This is a genomic window from Acinetobacter sp. P8-3-8 (assembly GCF_000214135.1).
Classification (GTDB): Bacteria; Pseudomonadota; Gammaproteobacteria; order Pseudomonadales; family Moraxellaceae; genus Acinetobacter.
Window position 1 is genome coordinate 24570 of sequence record NZ_AFIE01000003.1, and the last position, 20864, is coordinate 45433.

Sequence of the window (20864 nt, forward strand, 5' to 3'; positions counted from 1 at the left end):
AGATCAATTTAGATTGATAAAATCGAATTTAAATCAATTTTTTCATCTTATTACATGATCGGAATAACATCAAATTATTTTGTCAGTTTTTGCGCAAACAATCGTAATTATACGCTTCATCTCACTTTGATAGTGTTTGAAAAGTATTCATCAACGTTATTCAGCCTTATTCAGTGATTTTGAGCATTTAAAATTTAAATCAAAAATAAAATGAACATCCAAAACAGATATTCATCTTATGAGAATGTAACGATTTCTCTATATATCTATATAAAAGCGCTATAGAGCGAAATTGATGATTCTCGCGATTTAAACTTGGTAAATTCAAAGCAGTGATGCATTCAAAGCAATGATGTATGTGGTGATAAGTCATCGCCTGCTTGAATTAATCGTTTTAACTCAATTTGTTGTTCTTCCGTTAAAGACTGAAACTGTTCATAGAGTTGCTGTGCATCGGGTGAATCGTTATTCGGTTCTAATAATTCATGTTCTGAATGTTCAGTTGTTTCTTTGAGTAAATTTTCATAAATATGTTGATATTCTTGCCATGCAGAATTGGGCTGTATCTCATGTAATTGTTTATTTTTTAGATGAAAACATTGGTATTCATCTGCTTGTTCAAGTAATTCTTCATGGCTACCTGTAACAATGATTTGTAGTAATGGAAAGGCTTGATGTAATCGATCTAAAATCACTTGAATGGAATATTGGTCTAAATCTACATCAATTTGATCAATGAGCAGAACACCATCACCCTCTAAACATGGATATAAACTTAAAGGATTAAGTAAGCACATACGGCGTACTAAATCACCGACTAAACCAATCCAGTTTTTGACTGTATTCGACAGTTGTTGATAGGACATGGTTTGGTTTTTATAGGTGACCATCAATTGTAATTTCGGTTGATATTCTAAAAAGATATCTGTGACCTCAGGAAGCACCGTTTTAAGTGTGCTTTTTAATGCTTGCAGGCTTGGTGCATGTAACTGCGAATGTGCTTGAAATAAGGTATTTTGAAAATCTTGAGTCGATTTATTTGATGTATCTTTATGTCTAAGAATATTTTGAAAAAGCTGCGCCGTTTGTGCATTTTCAATATCACTAATTTCTCTAAACCATTCAAAAAAACGTGCAAAAGTGGTGTAGGGAATAGCAACCAATTCATAAGCATTATATTGCTGTAAAACCAGTGGGTTGTTTTTACTGAGAATATTGACTTCATTGACAAAACGTTCAGCAGGATAATAAGCCAGTAATGGAAGCCCTTGAACGGGGCCTTTTTTTATGACTTGATTATACAAAGTGACGGCTTGTTCTAATTGCTCCAATTCAACTTTACTGATACCGACACCATTGGCATTCAATGTTTTGAATAACTGCCAACGACAACTTTGTGTATCTGTTTCAGTCGCACCGTCACTTTCTGGTAATGCTCCAAATTCAGTAGGGAAGTGTATTTCGACATCAATTTTTGCTTGAACTCGATCCATCATAATATCTTGATCAAGCATGACCACGCCTGGTGTACGTAGGTCTTTATAACGTGCAGGAAACCATGTTAAAGCTTGATAAATATTTTTAATAATCGCTGTTTTACCTGAAGCTTGATCGCCAACAATCACAGTGATTGGCTTGTTTGAATGGTTAAAATTTATTTTTAAATCGGCAAAATGATAAATATGTCGAAAATGAATGCTTTGTAGTTTCATGGGACACCTGTAAAGAAAAAACTACAGTGTTATGCAGTCGCTTTATTTTTGAATGGCACTTTTTGTTTAAGTTGTTGTACTAAATCATATATATGATGAATATTTAAACTGACTTTCGCTCGCGTACAAGCAACATATAAAAGTCTTAATTCTTCATCACTGATTTTATGCTCAAGACCATTGATCTTAAATTGGTAGTCATCTTCAATATGAACACGATTCCATTCTAAACCTTTGGCTTTATGTGCAGTGGATATCACATAATCAGCTTGCTCTATTGGTGTAATTTTAGCAAGTGCTTTTTTGAGCGGTTCAGTCCCGTGATCATCGACTAATTTGACTAAGGGTTTGATATCACTGCCATCGTTGGTTTCACAATACTCATGCACATCATGCCAAGAATTAAACCACGCCAACTCAGGTACATCTGTGACACGTTTACCTTGTTTAAGCAAACTGGCTGCATCGACAAAACGATTTAATTTGACGTGATCGGCTTGCAAGCTAACTTTATCGCCTTGTACTAAACCTGAAAGCAGTAATTCCATGGCACGTGCATTGGTACGACATAAAATTGCATCACGCATTTTGGTATGTGGTTTATTCACTACACTGGATTTCATATCGGGATTGCCTAACAACGGCACAGTTTCATCTAAAGCGCCAAGTAAGTGATTGGCAACATCTGCAATCGCATCACCAAAACGGAAAGACGTGGTTAAACGTGATTCAGGTAAAGGCATTTTTTGCATGGCATTGACCGCACCACGCCATGCGTAAATCTGTTGATGTGCATCACCGACATAAATCACTTGAGTGCTACGTTGGCGCAGTAAAATGCCGAGCATCAAAGGATCTGCATCCTGTGCTTCATCAAATAAAACATAATCCGCAGGAATATAAGGGTCTGATAATGCCCATAATTTTAAATAAATATCGTGACCTATGCCTGCTTGATGATTTGGGTCAATGGATTCCAACCAACGCTTTTCTACCGCAGGATAAAGATGTTTTTGTAAGGATTCCACATCGTCAGGATGTAGCCAACTCGGTGCTTGTATATGACGTGGTGCAGGGTATTGTGAACTGGTTGAACAATAATAACTCACTGCATTGGCCACCAAACTGGCTAGGCGACTTGGCATCAAGATATATTTTTCATAACGTCCACCCATCAATCGTCGCAAGGTAATCGGCTCAAGACGATATTCTTTGGCAATAAAACTTGGACTTAAACGGGGTAAGCGTAATTTATCAGTTACACCACGTGGCACACTTCTAAATGCTAATGAATGGAAGGTTCGACAATCGACATTATTATGAAATTTATTCTGTGCTTCAGTGGCAATGGCCTTATTAAAAGCCAAATACATGCCACGTCGATTCGGCATTGCATCGCTAATCAACTGTAAAGTCGTGGTTTTACCTGTGCCAGCATAGGCAATCACTTTAAAGGATTGTCCCTTTTTTGCTTCTGCAATTGCAAAACTTTGTTCTGTAGTTGGTGTAAAAGAATAAGGCACAGGGTTATGGAGTCTTATAAGTTGAGAATTTAATACAGCGCTGAGTATAGCAAAATTTGCTCAATACAAGGGGTAATTCTGCGGGATATTGCTCGGAGTATCTGTATGAGAAGTCACTAAGCGCTATCCCTATAATTTTTATCATAATATGAGTTTTTAAGTTTTTGTCTTTAAATTGACTTAAAAGTGAAATCGAACTGTCATGCTGTATTTCTAAAATCAAGCGAGGAAAAATTCTAAAATTAAATTGGAAATACTAGATGACAAACTCAGCCAACCAACACACACGTCGTGAAATTCTAAAATGGTTAGCCAGCGTACCTTTTCTTCCACTTGGGGCAATGGCGACTTCCGCAACACTTGCAGGATGTAACGATGACAACAATAATGATACAGTCGTTACGCCACCTGTAAATCCAGCTAAATTAAAATCAGCGACATTTACACCAATGGATGCACCAACATTGGCAAATGCAGCCGCGATGGCAACCACCACTGTGGCATCAGGTTTAGCTGTGACTTGGGATGATAATACCAAGACAGAATATAAACTTGCGTATAAAACCTTTTTCCAAACAGGCGATTTGGTAAGTGATGGAAAGGGCGGTAAGATTTTAGCGGGTGGTTATTATGATATTCATAATAAAGCCATTATGGATAAATCTGTCGCAGGCAAAGAACGTCAATTCTTTTCAGACTGTCCAGATGGTACGTCATTATTGACCGTGAAAGATGCCAAAGTTGAAGGTGTTAAAGGTAATCCTGTCTTTGCAGTTGTGCAATTTGAATATACCAGCCGTGATTTAGCAGGCAATGATATGTACGGTAAATTGCCATCTCCAATTGCAGTGATTTCGCTAGATCAAGATCCTAAAACGGGACATTTAACTTTAGTGAAATATCACAATGTTGATATGTCTAAGGCACATGGCTTATGGATTACCTGTGGTGCGAGTTTATCGCCGTGGGGAACACATCTTTCAAGCGAAGAATATGAGCCAGATGCATTTGGTCAAGGCTTAGGTACAGATATGGCAACCATGAAAGCCTACAGTAAAAATGTCTACGGTGATGAAACCTCTGCAAAACCATATAATTATGGACATTTACCTGAAATCACAGTGAATAAAGACGGCACAGGTTCTGCGAAAAAGCATTATTGCTTAGGTCGTATTTCACATGAATTGATTCAAGTCATGCCTGATAACCGTACAGCGTTAATGGGTGATGACTATACCAATGGTGGATTGTTCATGTTTGTTGCAGATAAAGAAAAAAATTTATCTGCAGGAACACTGTATGTGGCCAAGTATTTAAATGAATTGAATGAGACCTCAACGGCACAAATTCAATGGATTAAGTTAGGTCATGCGACCAGTCAAGAAATTGAAGATTTGGTGAATGTTAAAAATATTCAACCAACCGATATCATGGAAAGCTTGGATAAAGATCCACAAGATGCAAGTTTCACCAAGATCATTCTGCAAAAGAAAAGCATTTGGGTCAAAGTCAAACCGGGTATGGAAAAAGCAGCAGCATTCTTGGAAACACATCGCTATGCAGCTTTGATGGGCGCGAGTATGGCATTTACCAAGATGGAAGGTACAACGGTCAATGCTAAAGACAAAGTTGCCTATTCTGCTTTAGCCAATATTCAAGATTCGATGATTAAAGGCAATGCAGCTTGGACAGAAAGCAACAATGTTACATTTGCCAAGAAAATTTCAGCAGGTGGTATCGTCGCGCACGATCTTGCAGGTTCTAAAAATGATAAATCGGGTAGCCCAATTATCAGCGACTGGGTGCCTTATCAATCCCATATGCTTTTGATTGGTAAAGATATCGATGCTGCAACAGATCCACTCGGTATCGGTAATACAGCTGATCCAAACACGATGGCCAGTGCGGATAACCTAAAATTCTCTGAAACTTTCCGTACCTTATTCATTGGTGAAGACAGTGGTAACCATGTGAATAACTATTTATGGGCTTATAACGTTGATACTAAAAAGTTAGATCGCATTCTTTCTTGCCCAGCAGGCGCAGAATCTACAGGTCTACATGCGGTCGATTCAATCAATGGTTGGACATATATTATGAGTAATTTCCAGCATCCGGGGGATTGGGGTTCTTTGCACAGTAAAGTTCAAGCAACTTTAGATCCATTGATCCGTGCCAATTATAAAGATCGTTATGCAGCGGCTGTAGGTTATTTAACTGCTGATCCGATTGCGCCTTCTGTAGAGAAGAAGCCTGTTTAATTTGTTTTAAGAGATATATAAATTTTTGTTCTAATTTTTAAGAATCTCCCCCTCTTTTGCGAAAGGGGGGAGTTTAAGCCTTTAAACGATTTAGTGACTACGTTTAGCTTTCTCAACGAGACCTGAAAGCCCTTGGCGACGTGCCAATTCATTCAAAACCAACTGAATGTCTAAGTCGAAATAACCAAGCATGACAATCGTGTGGAACCACAAATCAGCGACTTCATAAATTAAATCATTCTTGTTGTCTGCATTGGCTTCTATATTGAAATCTTTAGCCGCGATGATGGTTTCAACACTTTCTTCACCAATTTTTTCTAAGATTTTATTCAAACCCTTTTGGTAAAGCGTTGCCACATAAGAAGAATCGGCATCTGCTGACTTACGTTGCGCCATCATTTTGCCTAAATAATCGAGCACTTCAACCTGTTCAGCTTGAGTATTTGAAGCATTCATTGCAATGGTATGTGGGTTTACAGATGCTTTTTCAGCATAAATAGAAGCAGGGTCTTTGAGTTGTGCATCGACAATTTCCCAACCGTTTGGTGTCAGTTTACGATAAAAGCAAGATTCACGTCCTGTATGGCACGCAATTCCGCCCTGTTGTTCAATTTGTAATACGATAACGTCTGCATCGCAGTCCAAACGAATTTCATAAACAGTTTGAAAATGACCTGATTCTTCGCCTTTAAACCAAAGTTTATTGCGTGAACGAGAGAAGTAGACTCCGCGGTTCTTTTCAGCGGTGAGTTGTAGTGCTTCACGGTTCATCCATGCCACCATCAAAATACGTCCTGTTTGATGATGCTGTGCAATAGCAGGAATAAGTCCTTGTTCGTTAAATTTTACTTCATCGAGCCATTGCAGATTGTTCATAGGATTTCACCAAGTTAATAAATTTTGAGAGCGCTACGCTGTCAACGTAGAGGTCTATAGTTTACGTGATTTAAACAAGATTGAGGAGAAACTTTCTACAGTTATCTAACCGAGTTTAAACAGAGGCATCTCGAAAATATAATTTAAAATACCAAATTCGAAAATGATGGTACTTATTTTATTGTGAATGATCCAATAAACGATATTGGTATGACTTCCGATTGGTTTGGTTTGAATAGATATTCAATACGCTTTTCAATATTGCTACGGTATTGTTTAAGCGTTATTTATCGCCATTTTGAGCAATATCCTCATATTTCATCTGACTCAACATACCTGATTTTAAACCTGAAACCGTGATTGCCATTTCTTTACGAAAATAGGGGATTCGATACATCCAAGCAAAGCTTAAATCTCGTAAACCACCTGCCCACCACAGATCAGATTGATAAAGTGGTGTGAGTAAACGACTTAAAAATTGATAGAATGCCGTCGAACTTTTACGGTGTTGATGATACGTGTGCCAGAGTTGAACATAATGAATGCTCTCATTTTTTCTTGTATTTTGAACAGCTTGCCCCAAAGCCCATGCATCTAAAAGCGCCATATTTGCACCTTGTCCAAGTTGCGGGCTCATCGCATGAGCAGCATCACCAATGACACCTATTCGTCCTTCTCCAAATTTAGACATGACGACATCACGATAATTTGCCGATAGCCATTGTTGTTTTTGTTCAGGCTGGGCAATGACTTGTTCTAACCAATCGGCAGCAGGTTTCCAGCGTTTAGACACTTCATTTAACCAGTCGGAACGGGCTTGTGAGTTGTGTAGAAAATGATTCAGTTGATGACTTGGAAGACTCCAAAATACACTCGTTAGTCTTTGGTTGGGTTCATGTGGAACTGTACCTGTCGGTAAGATTCCCATCATAATTTTAGATCGATCATGGAACTGATGTAAAATTTCTGTATCTAATTCAAGGCATTCAGGAACAATCGTCCATTTGGCTCCCCAAGGATAAGCTTGATCAACCTTTACCCATTCTTTAGGTCTTAAAAGGCTACGTGCGCCATTGGCAATGATCACAGCATCAAAAGCTTGATCAAATGATTCACCATCTTTACTACCCAAAACCCGAACTTGGTTTGATGTTTCTTCTAATTTTTGAATATCAACATTCATTTGCCATGTAATCAGTTCGGAATATTTACGGCATTTATTTTCTAAAACATGACATAACGTTGCTCGATGGATACCTACACCATAAAAATCAGGATGCGCTTGTTGATAATGGCTATTGACCAGTAAATTACCACTTGGCAACTGACCTTTGAGTCCAGTGACTTTTGCACCAAGTCTTAAAACTTCATCTAAAAGACCTAAATGTTCAAAAACAGCTAAGCCAGAAGGCTGTAGCAAAAGTCCTGCTCCGACAGGTTCAAGTGTTGCAACCTTTTCTAAAATGGTAACTTGAATATTTTGACGTGCCAGTAAAATCGCAGTGGCTAATCCTGCTGTTCCTGTACCGATGATGGCGAAGTGGGGTGGGCTTTTAGAATTCATAGATTGAATGATTTAACCATTTTCTAAAATAAATTCATAACGAATGTCATTCGGGCTCTTTAGCTGCTCGATGTTGATTTGAATGAAATCTTCTAAAGTGCTGGCTATCACATTTCTTTCCCAAGATTCATTTTGTAATTCAATAATTTGACCATATTGTCCTTGCTCGCTAGGATCAAGATCAATCATTAGATAATCACCATTTCTACCTTCCGCAAATGGTATCCAATTTAAATTGGTATAGTCATTTATTTTTATTCGAGCATCATAGTTTGGATAATTCGAATGATCGAGATTCTCTCCAGTATTGAGTGCGACATTATTTTGCCAATGTTCATAAATGTCTTCAAAAGGCAATAAATCATAATTCCAACTATTCACAAAAAAAGTAAATACTGCTGTAACAGCATTCCAATGAATGTTATGAACTTTATAAAAATTAATTAGAATTTCAGGCATATGCATTTCATTTTGCATTTGGATATCCTGAAGGTCTTTGTTTTGTATACCATGTTTTAAATTATAATATTCATTGTATTGAGGAACGATACAATGAATTGCATTGAGCCAATTTGACCATAGAATTTGAAAATGGGCATATTCTGGAGCTAATGGTAACGATTCAGGAATCTCAGGTTCAACATAAGCAGAGAAACTAATCCCATCGATTTGTTTTTTCTTTAGATCGCCGTGAAAGAATGCACAAATATGATGTGATACTAATGCGCTGTGTGAATCACCTTCAAAAGCAGGTTTTCTCAGTTCAGGATGCTCAAAAAATAAAGAAATAGCATCGTGTTGATGATAAATAATTTGCCCAGAAAATGGCTGTTTAGGTGAAGCATTAAAATCTTTATGTAGAAAAGATATTTCAATGCTTTGTATTAGATCATTTTGTTGCGCATATGCAGAGATGCCTAATTCATCCCAAACATAGATTGTATTTACTTCGTAGTTTAAAACGCGATGTTTAGAACCTAATATAGAAACTAATTTTTGTGTAGGAACAGGAAATTGAAGCACTTCTTGATTTAATAAAAATGCATTTTCACTTAAATTTATTGTTAGCATAGAAAATCATGTAATCTCGATTTTTATTGATTTTCAGATTAATCAAGATTACATCAATAAGCAAATTTTGTTTATAAATCATGCATGATTTCAGCAAAACCCTGCTTTTCAACCAATTCTAAAAACTCATCGCCCATACGCTGACTTTCTGCAACAGATTGCTTCCACAACTGAATTCGTTGCTTTTCATCTAAGCCTTTTAATACAAAATCTTTACGGTCAGGTAAACGTCCTAAAGGTAATGATTTTAAATAATCTTGAGATGGAGAGATTAACACAGTCCGAGCTTGATTTTCGGGATTAGCTTTGCGTGATTTAAACATTTTATCAAACCAGCCTGGGGTAATGCTGTCGGTAAAATGTGGATATAAAACAACACCTTTACTTTGAAATGGTAAATCAATATGGTAATCAATCAAACCACCATCTCGGTACGCACCTTGAGGTGCATCGGCAATATTTTTTACAGCAGGTGTAACCCCAGGAATTGAGCCAGAAGCCATGAGCCAATCAGTCACATTGTTCTGATTAAAATTGACGTAATGGGTTTTAAATGCATCTTCTTGAATTTTAAATTGTGGAAAATCAGCAGGCTGACAAATAATACGTTGCATAAATTTATTTAAATGATTACGTGAAATTGCATTACTACCGATAATGCCAAGTAGTGATCCATACAACGCAAGTTTTTGGTCGCTTTGAAATAAATGCTGAGCTTTAGCTGCAATGATCGTCAAATGATAATCAGGATGATCAATCAGCTTATGGGTTTGAGTGGTAAGGATTCCTGTGAGCATTTCTCTAGAAATTTTTTCAATTTCAGCAATTTTCATTCCTTTACGAAAAGGAAGATTGATATACAGTTCAGCCAGTTTTTCAGGTCCAATTTTTTCACCTTGTGTCACAATCCCCGCAAAGCGCCATGCACCAACAGATGAGCCAATTAAGAAACGGCGTTGTTTAGCTTGAGGGAGAAATTCACCAAAAATGGCTTGATCTAATCCTGTCAGCCCGATGCCTTTTGGACCACCTGCCGCACCTGGAATAGTATCGACTTGATGTGCATATAGACCTTCATTTTCAATGAGTTGTTTGGCGAGTGAGCCTACACGTAGGGTGATTGACGAAGGACGTTTTTGTAGAATTTGGGTCATGATTGTACTCACTCAAACTGATGTTTTATTTTAGATTGAGTGAATGACAGCGCAATGGCGAGAGGTTTCAGTGGGTGACTTTGGAGTCATTGTTATACAAAAAATAGCGACCTTTCAGCCGCTATTGTGCTTATTTATTTGATCTTACTTTGAATTATAGTTTCAACTGTTTTATTACTTTGCAATCCGCCAAAGCGCTAAAATACCAGCGAATACAATCAGAACAATGGAAACATACCATGGCGCAATAATCGCAATCGATAAGAAAATTGCCATGATGCTGCCAAAAATCCAACTCCGTTTTTGTTGATGTTCAACTTCTAAACGCATCATTTGTAATTCATGGAGCTGTTTGGCATGCCAAGCAGATTGGTTTTTTAAACCATTTAAACTGTCTACAATCAGCGTTGGGAAATCCTGCGCACCTAAAAGTAAATCAGGAATTTTTTGTCCCAATTCTTTTAAGTTTTTCTGCGGATTCATTTGTGCTTTAACCCATTCGGTCAGGATTGGCTTTGCCAGACTCCAAATGTCCAGTTCAGGATATAAATCTGTTCCTAAGCCTTCCACATGTACCAATGTTTTAAGTAATAGCATTAACTGTGGTGGAATTTCTAAATGGAAGCGACGGGCAATATCCATGACTTGCAGCAAAATCCCTGCAAAGTCTAATTCATGCATCGGTTTAGACACCATAGGCCCAACAGTACGACGCATTTCACGGGCTAGAGCATCTTGATCGGTTCCCGGTGGAATCCAACCAGCTTGATGCACAATCTGAATCAATTGCATAAAATCACTGTTCATCACTGCAAGCAGCATGCGAGCAACAGTCATCTGATCTTGCTTAGACAATTCCCCCATAATTGCACAATCCAATGCAATATAACGAGGGTGAGTCGGATTCAGCGTTTCAACAAAGACATTTCCAGGGTGCATATCTGCATGGAAAAAGTTGTCACGGAATACTTGGGTAAAGAAGATGGTTAAACCTTTTTCAGCAAGATCTTTACGATCCATGCCAAGTCTTTCAAAAGTTTCAATATCTGAAATTGGAACGCCAGTAATTCGTTCAGCCACCATGACATCTTTACTGTCCATATACACTTCAGGCACATACATCATGCTTGAACCTGTAAAGTAATGACGCATACGGCGAGTATTGTCTGCCTCTAAAGTCAAATCCAATTCATTTAAAATGACCTGACGATAGTTCTGGATAATTTCAGATAAATGTACAGCACGGGCAGCTTCTAAACGTTTTTCAAGATTCGCACCGAGCCATGTCAAAATTTCAAAATCTTCTAAGATTTGACTACGAATGTCGGGACGGGTGACTTTTACAACCACTTCTCGACCATCATGTAAGGCTGCTGTATGAACCTGTGCAATCGATGCCGCTGCTAGAGGTTGATCATCAAAACGAGCAAATAAAGTGCTGACATTGGCTTTTAATGACTCTTCAATTCGAGCTTTAGCGACCTTTGAATCAAAGGGTTTAACACGATCTTGTAATAACACCAATTGTTGTAAAATGTCAGGTGAAATCAAATCACGGCGAGTTGAAAGTAACTGCCCAAGTTTAATCGCCAAAGGCCCCATTTCTTCTAAAGCCAGTTTCAGCTTCAATGGATTTTTACGTTCTCTGCTCGACCAAGCAGCAGGGTGTAGACGAATCAAAGCCAAAGCATGTTTTGCTTTTTCTGGGAGTTCATCCGCAGGAACCAGTGTGTCGAGTCTATAGTGCGCGGCGATGCGCCAAAGTTCGAATAAACGGGTAATGTGCGGAATCATAAAATCAATCACCAAATTGTGTAGGAGTGAAAGCCATTTGAAGCTGTTTAATTTTTGCTTCTAGACGGTCAATATTTTGGTTAAGCTGGCGAGTATCTTGTTGTAGATCATCCATTTGCCAACGAGGTGCGAACAAGCCGCTATCTTCTTTTAGAAAATCTTCAGCAAAAAATAAATGGCTTTGTAATGAACGTTTTAAATGTTTGGGTGCCAATTGAATTTTTGCAATTTCATGAGCAAGTGCAGGGCCAATCCAAGGACTTAAGTGAGATGCTAAATCTGGCTCAGCCTGTTGGATGATCCGTTGAATATCCTGTAAAAGATGATAATCGCCTTGCAAAGGAATATTGCCAACATCATCAGACAATAACAGCTTTAATAATTCAACGATGTTCTTTACATGAAGTGTTGCGGTTGCTTCTGATATGGCAACTTTTTGATCAAATGGGCGTTGTTCAAAGATTGAGGAAACATCACTATGACCCGTCACTGTTGGTTCTAAGCGAACTTTATTTTCATCAAAATAAACATCAACCGAAAGCTGTGGCGTATCTATCACCACACGCAACATTTGAGATTGCAATGTATTTAACTGGATGCGAGTAATCGCATCCAAGTTTATGAATTGATTGATTAATCGTTCAACTGCACCGAGTGCCAGAATCGACCACATAGTTTACCTGATCCGTTGACTGTGAATGATTACAGTTTAAAACCACGATGAACTGCGACAATACCACCTGTAAGGTTGTGGTAATCACAATTCTGGAAGCCTGCATTTTCCATCATACTTTTCAGCGTACGTTGGTCAGGATGCATACGGATCGATTCTGCTAAATATTTATAACTTTCAGAATCATTGGCAATGATTTTGCCCATGATCGGAAGTGCTGTAAATGAATATAAATCATAGAGTTTTGAGAATGGCTCAAATACAGGTTTAGAGAATTCTAATACCAATAAACGACCACCTGGCTTAAGGACACGGTACATTGCAGCAAGTGCCGCATCTTTATCGGTCACGTTACGTAAACCAAAACTGATGGTCAAAAGATCAAAGCTATTGTCTTCAAAAGGTTCTAATGTTTCAGCATTTGCCAAAACAAAATCAACATTGGTACAGCCTGCATCGATTAAACGATCACGACCGACATTCAACATCGATTCATTAATATCAGACAATACAACATGACCTGTTGGGCCAACTTCACGGCTGAAAACTTTAGCTAAGTCGCCTGTTCCGCCTGCGATATCAAGTACACGCTGACCACGACGCACGCCAGACATATTGATCGCAAAGCGTTTCCATAGACGGTGAATACCAAATGACATCAAGTCATTCATAATGTCGTATTTACTTGCAACAGAATGGAAAACTTCGGCAACTTTTTGCGCTTTATCTTCGCTACTGACAGTTTTGTAGCCGAAATGCGTGGTTGCGCCCACGTTTCCAGTGTTTGCACCACGTGGCAAATTGTATTTAGGCACAGTGCCAGAAACTGGAGTATCTACCGACTGTTGTTGTAATGATTGTTGCTGACCTTGTGGTGTGCCTTGCGGTAATGGTTCACTTAGGAAAGGACTGACTTTGTCTGTATTTGTTGCCGACTCTGCTTGTGGGGTTGGCTTTTGGTTTTCATTCGACATTTAAGTCACTCCTGAACACAAAAATTAGAAATTTCGTCTTGCGATGCATAATGACAGATTCTGTAAAATTTTGCAGTGTTCATCATGCAATTGTTATGAATAATATACAGAAAAAGATTGTGAATAGCGTTAGAAATAAATGAAAAAGAGAGGCTAATGAATTGAAATCATTTAAAAACTATAACATTGCTCAATTTATTAATCAGCCTATACGAAGTGAACACCTTTTATCAGTTATTTAAGTGAAAATATCAAATAGTTGAATGAAAGCAATAGCTTAATTCTGTGTAAATATGCTATTGCTGAGCAAATATACTATTTATTGAGTGCACTAAAAGATTAAGCAAATGGATTTGCTTGCCCTGAATGCACTTTTTCAACGATTTCACGTTCTTTCACTGTAAATTCGTGAATGAACTTTGCCGCAGATTTCATTGGCTTCATCGCAACAAAACCCTCACCAATAAAGTCATACATCAATTCAAAGTGATACTTATTTGCTGTGCCCTTACACATTTTAAAAGCAGTATGCATGATGAATGAACGCATATATTTATCTAATGCTGTGCCTAAATCATCTAATAACAGTAATTGTTGATCACGGGCTTGCTGTTGATCGAGTTTAATCAGGGTTAAACGCATCATTTCATCATCAATGGCTTGATTCACTGGATAATCTTTGAGAAGTTGTGCTGCAACATCTTCATCTAATTGCATAGCCAAAACAGCTAAGCCAACCGATTTAAGTCCTGTTTTGATGGCATTTTCAGGAATGATTTTTTCAGCTTTATGGGCATATTTTAATAGGCGCTCAATTTGAACCGCCAAATCATCAAATTCTGGCCCACCATATAAACGATTAATAAAATATTTTGCCATCAACTGATTTTCAGGTTGATTAAACAATTCATGATGGGTGCGTTGAATGCGCATTTTTAACCAATCTTGTGCTTCATGTAAGCGTTTTTCTAAAACTGGGTCAGTATGGTAGCTAAATTGTTGGTATTGTTCTAAAAGCTGGTCTAGTTCTGCAAGTTTAGACATGTAAAAACTCTAAATATCATTTTTTAAAAGCATAAAGACAGTTTAACGCTATCTCTATGACAATTAAATCAAAAGAATGCATAAATAATGCCAGTCTATATGTTTAAGAGCATCAATTTTTTTATTTTCTATACATAAAATATATAAATTTCAATAAGTGAAGTGGTTATACTCAAATGAAATGACTCATTAAAATGTGAAGCTTATGTTAGAACAACAATTACAAATTTCTGTACGCAATGAAGAAGAATTATCGGTGGATTTGATTGAAGCACAATATGCTTTGAAAAATTCGCGAGATCAAAATAATGCAAAAAGCTTAGTGATTCTTGTCAGTGGTATTGAAATGGCAGGGAAAGGTGAGGCAGTAAAACAATTACGTGAATGGGTTGATCCTCGTTATCTGCGTGTGAAAGCTGATCCAGCACATTTATTTGAAAGTAAACAAACATTTTGGCAACCGTATGCACGTTTTATTCCTGCCGAAGGTCAAATTCAGGTGTTTTTTGGCAATTGGTACAGTGATTTATTGGCCACTGCTTTGCATGTATCGACGCCTTTGGATGACACACTATTTGACGCCTATGTCGAAAATATGCGTTCTTATGAACAAGATTTAAAAAATAATAATGTCGATGTTATTAAGGTTTGGTTTGATTTACCTTGGAAAAACTTACAAAAACGTATGGATGATATGGATGCTTCGCAACAGCGATGGCATAAATTATTCGGTTTGGATTGGCGTAATAAAAAGCAATATGACAATGTGCAAAAACTACGTCAGCGATTTACCGATGATTGGTATGTGATTGATTGTGAGGATGAAACAGTCCGTGATCAACAATTTGCACAATATATTTTGCATGCCTTAAAACAATTACCGAAACATAAAACCACAGTGCGTACTAAATGGCGTCAAGCGCCTATTCCAGAGGAGTTACTGAACCCTTCTACAGAGCAAATGAGTAAAGAAGATTACCAAGCGGAATTAAAAAAACTGACGAAGAAGGTCTCCGATGCCCTGCGCAATGATTCACGCAATATCATCATTACTTTTGAAGGGATGGATGCGGCAGGTAAAGGTGGGGCAATTAAACGAATTGTGAAAAAGCTTGATCCTCGTGAATACGAAATCCATACCATTGCAGCACCTGAAAAGTATGAGTTACGTCGTCCTTATTTATGGCGTTTTTGGACGAAGTTGACAGATAAGGGGGAAATTACGATTTTTGATCGCACTTGGTATGGACGAGTCTTGGTTGAACGGATTGAAGGGTTTGCTAAACCTGCTGAGTGGCAACGTGCTTACGATGAAATTAACCGTTATGAAAAAGATTTAACAGATAATCAAACGGTGATTATCAAATTTTGGTTGGCGATAACCAAGGATGAACAAGAGGCTCGTTTTAAAGCTCGTGAACAAACACCGCATAAGCGTTTTAAAATTACCCCTGATGATTGGCGCAATCGTGGGCATTGGGATGATTACTTGAATGCGGCTGCGGATATGTTTGCACGTACTAATACTTCGTATGCGCCGTGGCATATTGTTGCGACCAATGATAAATATTCAGCACGTATACAGGTTTTAAAAGCAATTTTAAAACAGTTAAAAACGGATTAGTTTAGTTAAAGCTCCTTCCTTTATCAAAGGTGAGGAGCGTGCTCCGCAAGGGGGGGATTTGTATTTTATAGTCCCTTTTTTCAAAAAAGGGAGGATTAAAAACCCTCTAGTATGTAAATCAAGCAGATTTAACCACACTGGCTTGTTGTTTCTGCTGAATGCTCTTGGCAAGTTTGTAGCAATCTTCAACGTGTGCTTCGGCAACTTTTTTCATCACAATATAGCCCAAGCTTGCTGCAATGATTGAACCACCTAAAGGAATAAACTTAGTCACTTGTTTGGTGATGACTTTGGCTGCAATATTATTTAAAGATGATTTTACTGCGGTACGTGCAACCACTAAACCTGAAAACTCAAAACCACGTTTGCGTAATTCATTCCAATGGATTTTTTTCGTTGCAGGGTCATAAACACTGATTTGATCAGGTGCTAAACCAAAACGAGCATTAATTTCAGGAATCAAAAAAGACAGCATTCCCACATCAATCACGACATCAAAGAAAGGTACAGGAACAACCGCTGCACCTGCCGATACATAAGAACGTTTTTTCACCAGTTCTAAACATTCTTCTCGAATTTGTTCTAGGTTTAAATTTGGGTCGATCGAGTCTGGAATTTTATCAATTTTCATAAAACAATTACCTTTGATTCAAGCTTTTTATCATATTTCTGGCGAAGCTGCTTTTAAGCTTGAAATTGTGAAGTTATTTCCAAATAATGCTTTAAAAATGCCATAGTATTATGCAGATGTATAGTGGCGAATGTTTATGTTTTTGTGCACTTATACAAATCATTGAATATTAACAGTTGAGGGATTATGGCAATTCATGTGATTCAAAGTCAAAGCATTGAAGTATTGGTGCAAGGTCTATTGCAAAATACAGTCAAGCCTTCCAAGAATCCGTTTGCTGTGCTCCAAACGCAACATTTTATTGTTCCAAGCCCTGCAGTTCAGGAATGGTTAACTCAAAAAATTGCAGAACAACAAGGTATTAGTGCCAATAGTCTGTTCCATCAACGCATTCGTGGGTTTCAATGGTTTGCCTATCAACAAGTTTTAGAAGATAAGGATAAAGTTCGTAAGGCCAATATTCCACGTTTGATTATGAAATGGCGGATTTATCAAACTTTAAAGGGCTTTATCGAAACGGCTGAAAATAGTCTTGCAGAAGATCATCCACTTTATTCAATTATTCAACGTATTTATGACTCTGCTTCACAGCTTGAAAATGGTTTAGAGAAACAACTTAAAAAACAAAGCATGCTGTATTGGGTATCTGAACAAGTCTCGAAATTGTTCAGTAACTATATGCAATATCGTGGTGATTGTTTACGTGGTTGCCAGCAGAATCAGGGTGATACTTGTACTTGTCCAAACAATTGGTTAGGGCAATGGGGGCAAGGTCGAGAACTGGATTTAGAACAACAATTTTTTAAGACCAATCAACAAGTTTCAGCATTTACTTTAAATCAAGCACAGCAATTAGAACGTTGGCAACGTTGGTTATGGCAACATACATTTCATGAAGATTTTATTGAAATGCAAAGTATTGATGCTGATTTTTGGCAAGTCATGGATGACCCTGAACGTCGTCAAAAAGCATTAAAAAAATTACCGAATCGTTTGATTGTTTTTACTTTATTGGATCTGCCACCGAGCCAATTACAATTTTTAAGACGCTTAGGACAATATTTGGATGTGGTGATTTTACATTACAACCCATCACAAGAATATTGGGCGGACAGTGTCGATCCAAACTGGAAAAAGCAATATGATTTAAGAGTTAAAGAGCGTTTTATTGCAAAACATCCTAAAGCGACTGATGAAGATATTCAAAAATTCTTTGATGAATTTACCTTAAATTTTAATGCTGAAATTCGTGAATCACGCCATCCATTGCTCACCCGTTTTGGTAAACAAGCCCGTGACCATTTCTCTATTTTATCCAACCTTTCATCAGGTGAAGAAGGGCAATGGGTGGATGCTTTTGTTGATGAAGAACCGACGCATTTATTGTCAAAGTTACAGTCCGATATTCTGTACTTGGTTGAACCAGAAGCACATGCGTATCGCATAGAAAAACAAGATGACTCAATCCAAATCCATGTTTGTCATTCTTCGCTTCGTCAACTGGAAGTATTAAAAGATCAATTGATTCACTGGTTAGCGCAAAGTAGTGCTGAAAATCCACATCGTCCAAGTGATGTATTGGTTTTAGTCCCTGATTTAAAACAGGTTGAACCGCTGATTCGAAGTGTATTTCCACATGTGCCTCATCAAGAGGGTGTTTATCTACCTGTTAAAATTGCAGGGGTGACACAACTGGATGCAGTCAATGCATGGCGTGCCGTTTTGGGGCGGATTCAGTTGGTGGAAGGTCGTTTCACCATTGAAGATTTTGCAGATTGGTTGAATTTAAGTGCAACCCAATTACGTTATGCGCTGAATATTCCAAATACTGAACGCATGATCGCACTATTGATCAGTGCAGGGTTTAAGCGTGGTTTGGATGATGCACATTTGCAACGCGGTTTAAGCGCAGATGATGAAGATTACCGTTTTAGTTTTAAATTTGCTTTAGATCGTTTGGTTTTGGGGGTGGCTATTCCAGAACATGCGATGTTTGAAAATACGCTCAGTTATGCACAAGTTTTACCTAGTGATTTTGAGTTAATCAGTAAACTCATTGAGATCTATCAGGATTTTGCAGAACGTCGCCATTGGATGACAGCACATGAGTTAGGTACAGAATCAGGCTTAAAATCGGATGCTGAAACATGGTTAAAATTACTGATGCAAGACATTCTCGAATTTGAGCAAGCAGGAGTTGAAGCGCTAAAATCAGTCCGTGAAATTGTCAAAAAACAAGAGCGTATGCTCACATTAGCCAGTTTTTACGATGAACAAGAAAATCCGATTCTTAAAAATATTCATTTGCCATTACCGTATTTACTTACCGAAATCCAAAACATTTTAGAAGGGCAAATTGATCAGGCTTTACCGACAGGGCAGATCACCTTTAGCCAAATTGGTTTGATTCGCCCATTACCGTATAAATTGATTGTGATGATGAATTTAGATGGTGGGAAATTTCCAAATAGAAGTTCACACTTACCTTTCGATTTGATGGAAATTCTTAAACCTCAATTGGGTGATCGTTCCCGTTTAGATGATGACCAAGGGGCATTTTTGGATGCTTTGCTTTTGGCGCAAGAAAACTTGTGGTTGTTTTATAATGGTTTTGATGTGAGTGATGGTGAAGTTCGTGATCCATCTAGTGTATTGCAAGAATTGATGAATCATATTGCTTTTATCAGCCAATCTGAATCAACGTTATCTGATCAAACCGATACGTTGGTTGAGCTAAACGGCATTGAAATTCCTGAACAAATTCAATCCCTATATCACATTCATAGCTTACAACCTTTTGACCCAAATGGTTTTGAATCAGCAGAAAATATTCGCTATCAAGATCAATGGTATCAAGTGGCTCAACAAATCCGCCAAGCCGATCGCTTATCGCACAGAGATGCATGGGCAAATACGCCGTATCCTGTTGTACAAGATGACGTTACTGTTTTAGATGCAGGGCAATGGATTCAGGATGTGACTTTTCCCGCACGGTTGTATCTAAAAACTCTAGGGGTTGAAAATTTGAGTGCGGAAGATATTCCAGCTCAAGTTGAACCTTTAGTTTTAGATGGTTTAGCACGTTATCAGATTCGGGATTTTTTACAAAAGCAGGATTTAGGCAAAGACAGTCTAGCCGATCAATCAGTCATTCATGGTACTGAGCACCTACAAAACCAGTTACAAAATCAGCTACAAGATCAATTGCCAATCGGTAAAGTTCAGCACAGTGCTTGGCAAATCAGTTTGGCTGAACAAGAGGCTTTGAATGCTCGTTTAAAACGCTATGCAACTGAAGTCACAGCAACCACACAACGCCAATGGCGAATTGAACCTCATCTAATTGTCAACATTATTGTACCTGTACATGCTATAAAAGATTGGGTCAGTTTAGATGCATCCAGTGGTCGTGCGAAACGTCGTGCCAAAGTGTGGCTAGAATATTTATTGTGGCTCAGTTATTTAGATTTAGATGATACTCAATCCAAAGCGTTGCGCCGTATCGCTTTGTTTAGTGATGTCACCATTATCAGTACAGGATTAAGTTCTAAACAAGCCAAAGCATACTTGCTCGAATGGTTTAAGGCCTATGCCTATGCTCAGTCACAACCTTTGGTTTTACCTGCGGCTTTATTATTAAAATTAGCAGAAAAAGACAAAGCATTAGAATGGTTTGAGAATGAATCTGGGCAAATGGTGACTGATAATCTGGGCGATCTATTAAAAGAGTGGAATGCCGATGGCGCACGTTTTAGTGCTTTTTCAGTGGAAGATAATGAAGCCACCCGCTTTCATCGAGATTGGCAATTTATCTTGCAAGAACAAGATGCTACGGCATTATTGAAACATGCATGCGATCAATTTGCACATGATTTGTATCAACCGATTTATCAGTATCAATATGTGGAGGAGGAATAATCATGAGTAATACGACTTCTCCGCAAACAACTGTTGAAACCTCAG

General features: G+C 38.0%; 14 protein-coding genes. 3 read left to right on the plus strand and 11 right to left on the minus strand.

Going from position 1 to position 20864, the window contains the following annotated elements; translation table 11 throughout:
* Nucleotides 1–341: 341 nt before the first annotated feature.
* Both GGG_RS0102350 and GGG_RS0102355 read right to left on the minus strand, forming a co-directional pair.
* Nucleotides 342–1712 (minus strand): AAA family ATPase, encoded by a 1371-nt coding sequence (locus GGG_RS0102350; protein ID WP_010111769.1) that lies wholly within the window; start codon nucleotides 1710–1712, stop codon nucleotides 342–344.
* A gap of 29 nt (nucleotides 1713–1741) precedes the next feature.
* Nucleotides 1742–3235 carry a UvrD-helicase domain-containing protein gene (locus GGG_RS0102355; RefSeq protein WP_010111771.1) on the minus strand — a complete coding sequence of 498 codons (1494 nt, stop codon included), beginning with the start codon at nucleotides 3233–3235 and terminating at the stop codon, nucleotides 1742–1744.
* A gap of 260 nt (nucleotides 3236–3495) precedes the next feature.
* On the opposite strand from GGG_RS0102355, the gene GGG_RS0102360 reads away from it, so the two are divergent.
* A complete protein-coding gene (locus GGG_RS0102360; protein ID WP_010111772.1) occupies nucleotides 3496–5496 on the plus strand; it encodes a PhoX family phosphatase in 2001 nt (666 codons plus the stop codon).
* 90 nt (nucleotides 5497–5586) lie between these two features.
* Here the strand turns inward: GGG_RS0102360 and hisIE are convergent, their stop codons facing one another.
* The 8 genes from hisIE to GGG_RS0102400 all read right to left on the minus strand — a co-directional run bounded on the left by hisIE (nucleotide 5587) and on the right by GGG_RS0102400 (nucleotide 14646).
* On the minus strand, nucleotides 5587–6372 hold the full coding sequence (gene hisIE, locus GGG_RS0102365) for a bifunctional phosphoribosyl-AMP cyclohydrolase/phosphoribosyl-ATP diphosphatase HisIE (protein WP_010111775.1): 786 nt from the start codon (nucleotides 6370–6372) through the stop codon (nucleotides 5587–5589).
* A gap of 283 nt (nucleotides 6373–6655) precedes the next feature.
* On the minus strand, nucleotides 6656–7936 hold the full coding sequence (locus GGG_RS0102370) for an NAD(P)/FAD-dependent oxidoreductase (RefSeq protein ID WP_010111777.1): 1281 nt from the start codon (nucleotides 7934–7936) through the stop codon (nucleotides 6656–6658).
* Nucleotides 7937–7948: 12 nt separating this feature from the next.
* Nucleotides 7949–9007: an SMI1/KNR4 family protein gene (locus tag GGG_RS19420; RefSeq protein WP_010111778.1), complete on the minus strand. Its 1059-nt coding sequence runs from the start codon at nucleotides 9005–9007 to the stop codon at nucleotides 7949–7951.
* A gap of 71 nt (nucleotides 9008–9078) precedes the next feature.
* Nucleotides 9079–10161 carry a patatin-like phospholipase family protein gene (locus GGG_RS0102380; protein WP_010111779.1) on the minus strand — a complete coding sequence of 361 codons (1083 nt, stop codon included), beginning with the start codon at nucleotides 10159–10161 and terminating at the stop codon, nucleotides 9079–9081.
* Nucleotides 10162–10335: 174 nt separating this feature from the next.
* The gene (locus GGG_RS0102385) at nucleotides 10336–11955 is read right to left on the minus strand and encodes an AarF/ABC1/UbiB kinase family protein (RefSeq protein WP_010111780.1); all 1620 of its coding nucleotides are present in this window, start codon (nucleotides 11953–11955) and stop codon (nucleotides 10336–10338) included.
* Nucleotides 11956–11959: 4 nt separating this feature from the next.
* The gene (locus GGG_RS0102390; RefSeq protein WP_010111781.1) at nucleotides 11960–12628 is read right to left on the minus strand and encodes an SCP2 domain-containing protein; all 669 of its coding nucleotides are present in this window, start codon (nucleotides 12626–12628) and stop codon (nucleotides 11960–11962) included.
* 29 nt (nucleotides 12629–12657) lie between these two features.
* Nucleotides 12658–13602, minus strand: a complete 945-nt coding sequence (ubiE, locus tag GGG_RS0102395) for a bifunctional demethylmenaquinone methyltransferase/2-methoxy-6-polyprenyl-1,4-benzoquinol methylase UbiE (RefSeq protein ID WP_010111783.1) — start codon at nucleotides 13600–13602, stop codon at nucleotides 12658–12660.
* Nucleotides 13603–13941: 339 nt separating this feature from the next.
* Nucleotides 13942–14646 carry a hypothetical protein gene (locus GGG_RS0102400; RefSeq protein ID WP_010111785.1) on the minus strand — a complete coding sequence of 235 codons (705 nt, stop codon included), beginning with the start codon at nucleotides 14644–14646 and terminating at the stop codon, nucleotides 13942–13944.
* Nucleotides 14647–14851: 205 nt separating this feature from the next.
* On the opposite strand from GGG_RS0102400, the gene GGG_RS0102405 reads away from it, so the two are divergent.
* Nucleotides 14852–16270, plus strand: coding sequence for a polyphosphate--AMP phosphotransferase (locus GGG_RS0102405; protein ID WP_010111787.1), 1419 nt, complete (start codon nucleotides 14852–14854; stop codon nucleotides 16268–16270).
* Nucleotides 16271–16388: 118 nt separating this feature from the next.
* On the opposite strand, the gene GGG_RS0102410 is transcribed toward GGG_RS0102405, so the two are convergent.
* The gene (locus GGG_RS0102410; RefSeq protein ID WP_010111789.1) at nucleotides 16389–16901 is read right to left on the minus strand and encodes a hypothetical protein; all 513 of its coding nucleotides are present in this window, start codon (nucleotides 16899–16901) and stop codon (nucleotides 16389–16391) included.
* Nucleotides 16902–17087: 186 nt separating this feature from the next.
* On the opposite strand from GGG_RS0102410, the gene GGG_RS0102420 reads away from it, so the two are divergent.
* Nucleotides 17088–20819: an exodeoxyribonuclease V subunit gamma gene (locus GGG_RS0102420; protein ID WP_010111791.1), complete on the plus strand. Its 3732-nt coding sequence runs from the start codon at nucleotides 17088–17090 to the stop codon at nucleotides 20817–20819.
* Nucleotides 20820–20864 lie beyond the last annotated feature (45 nt).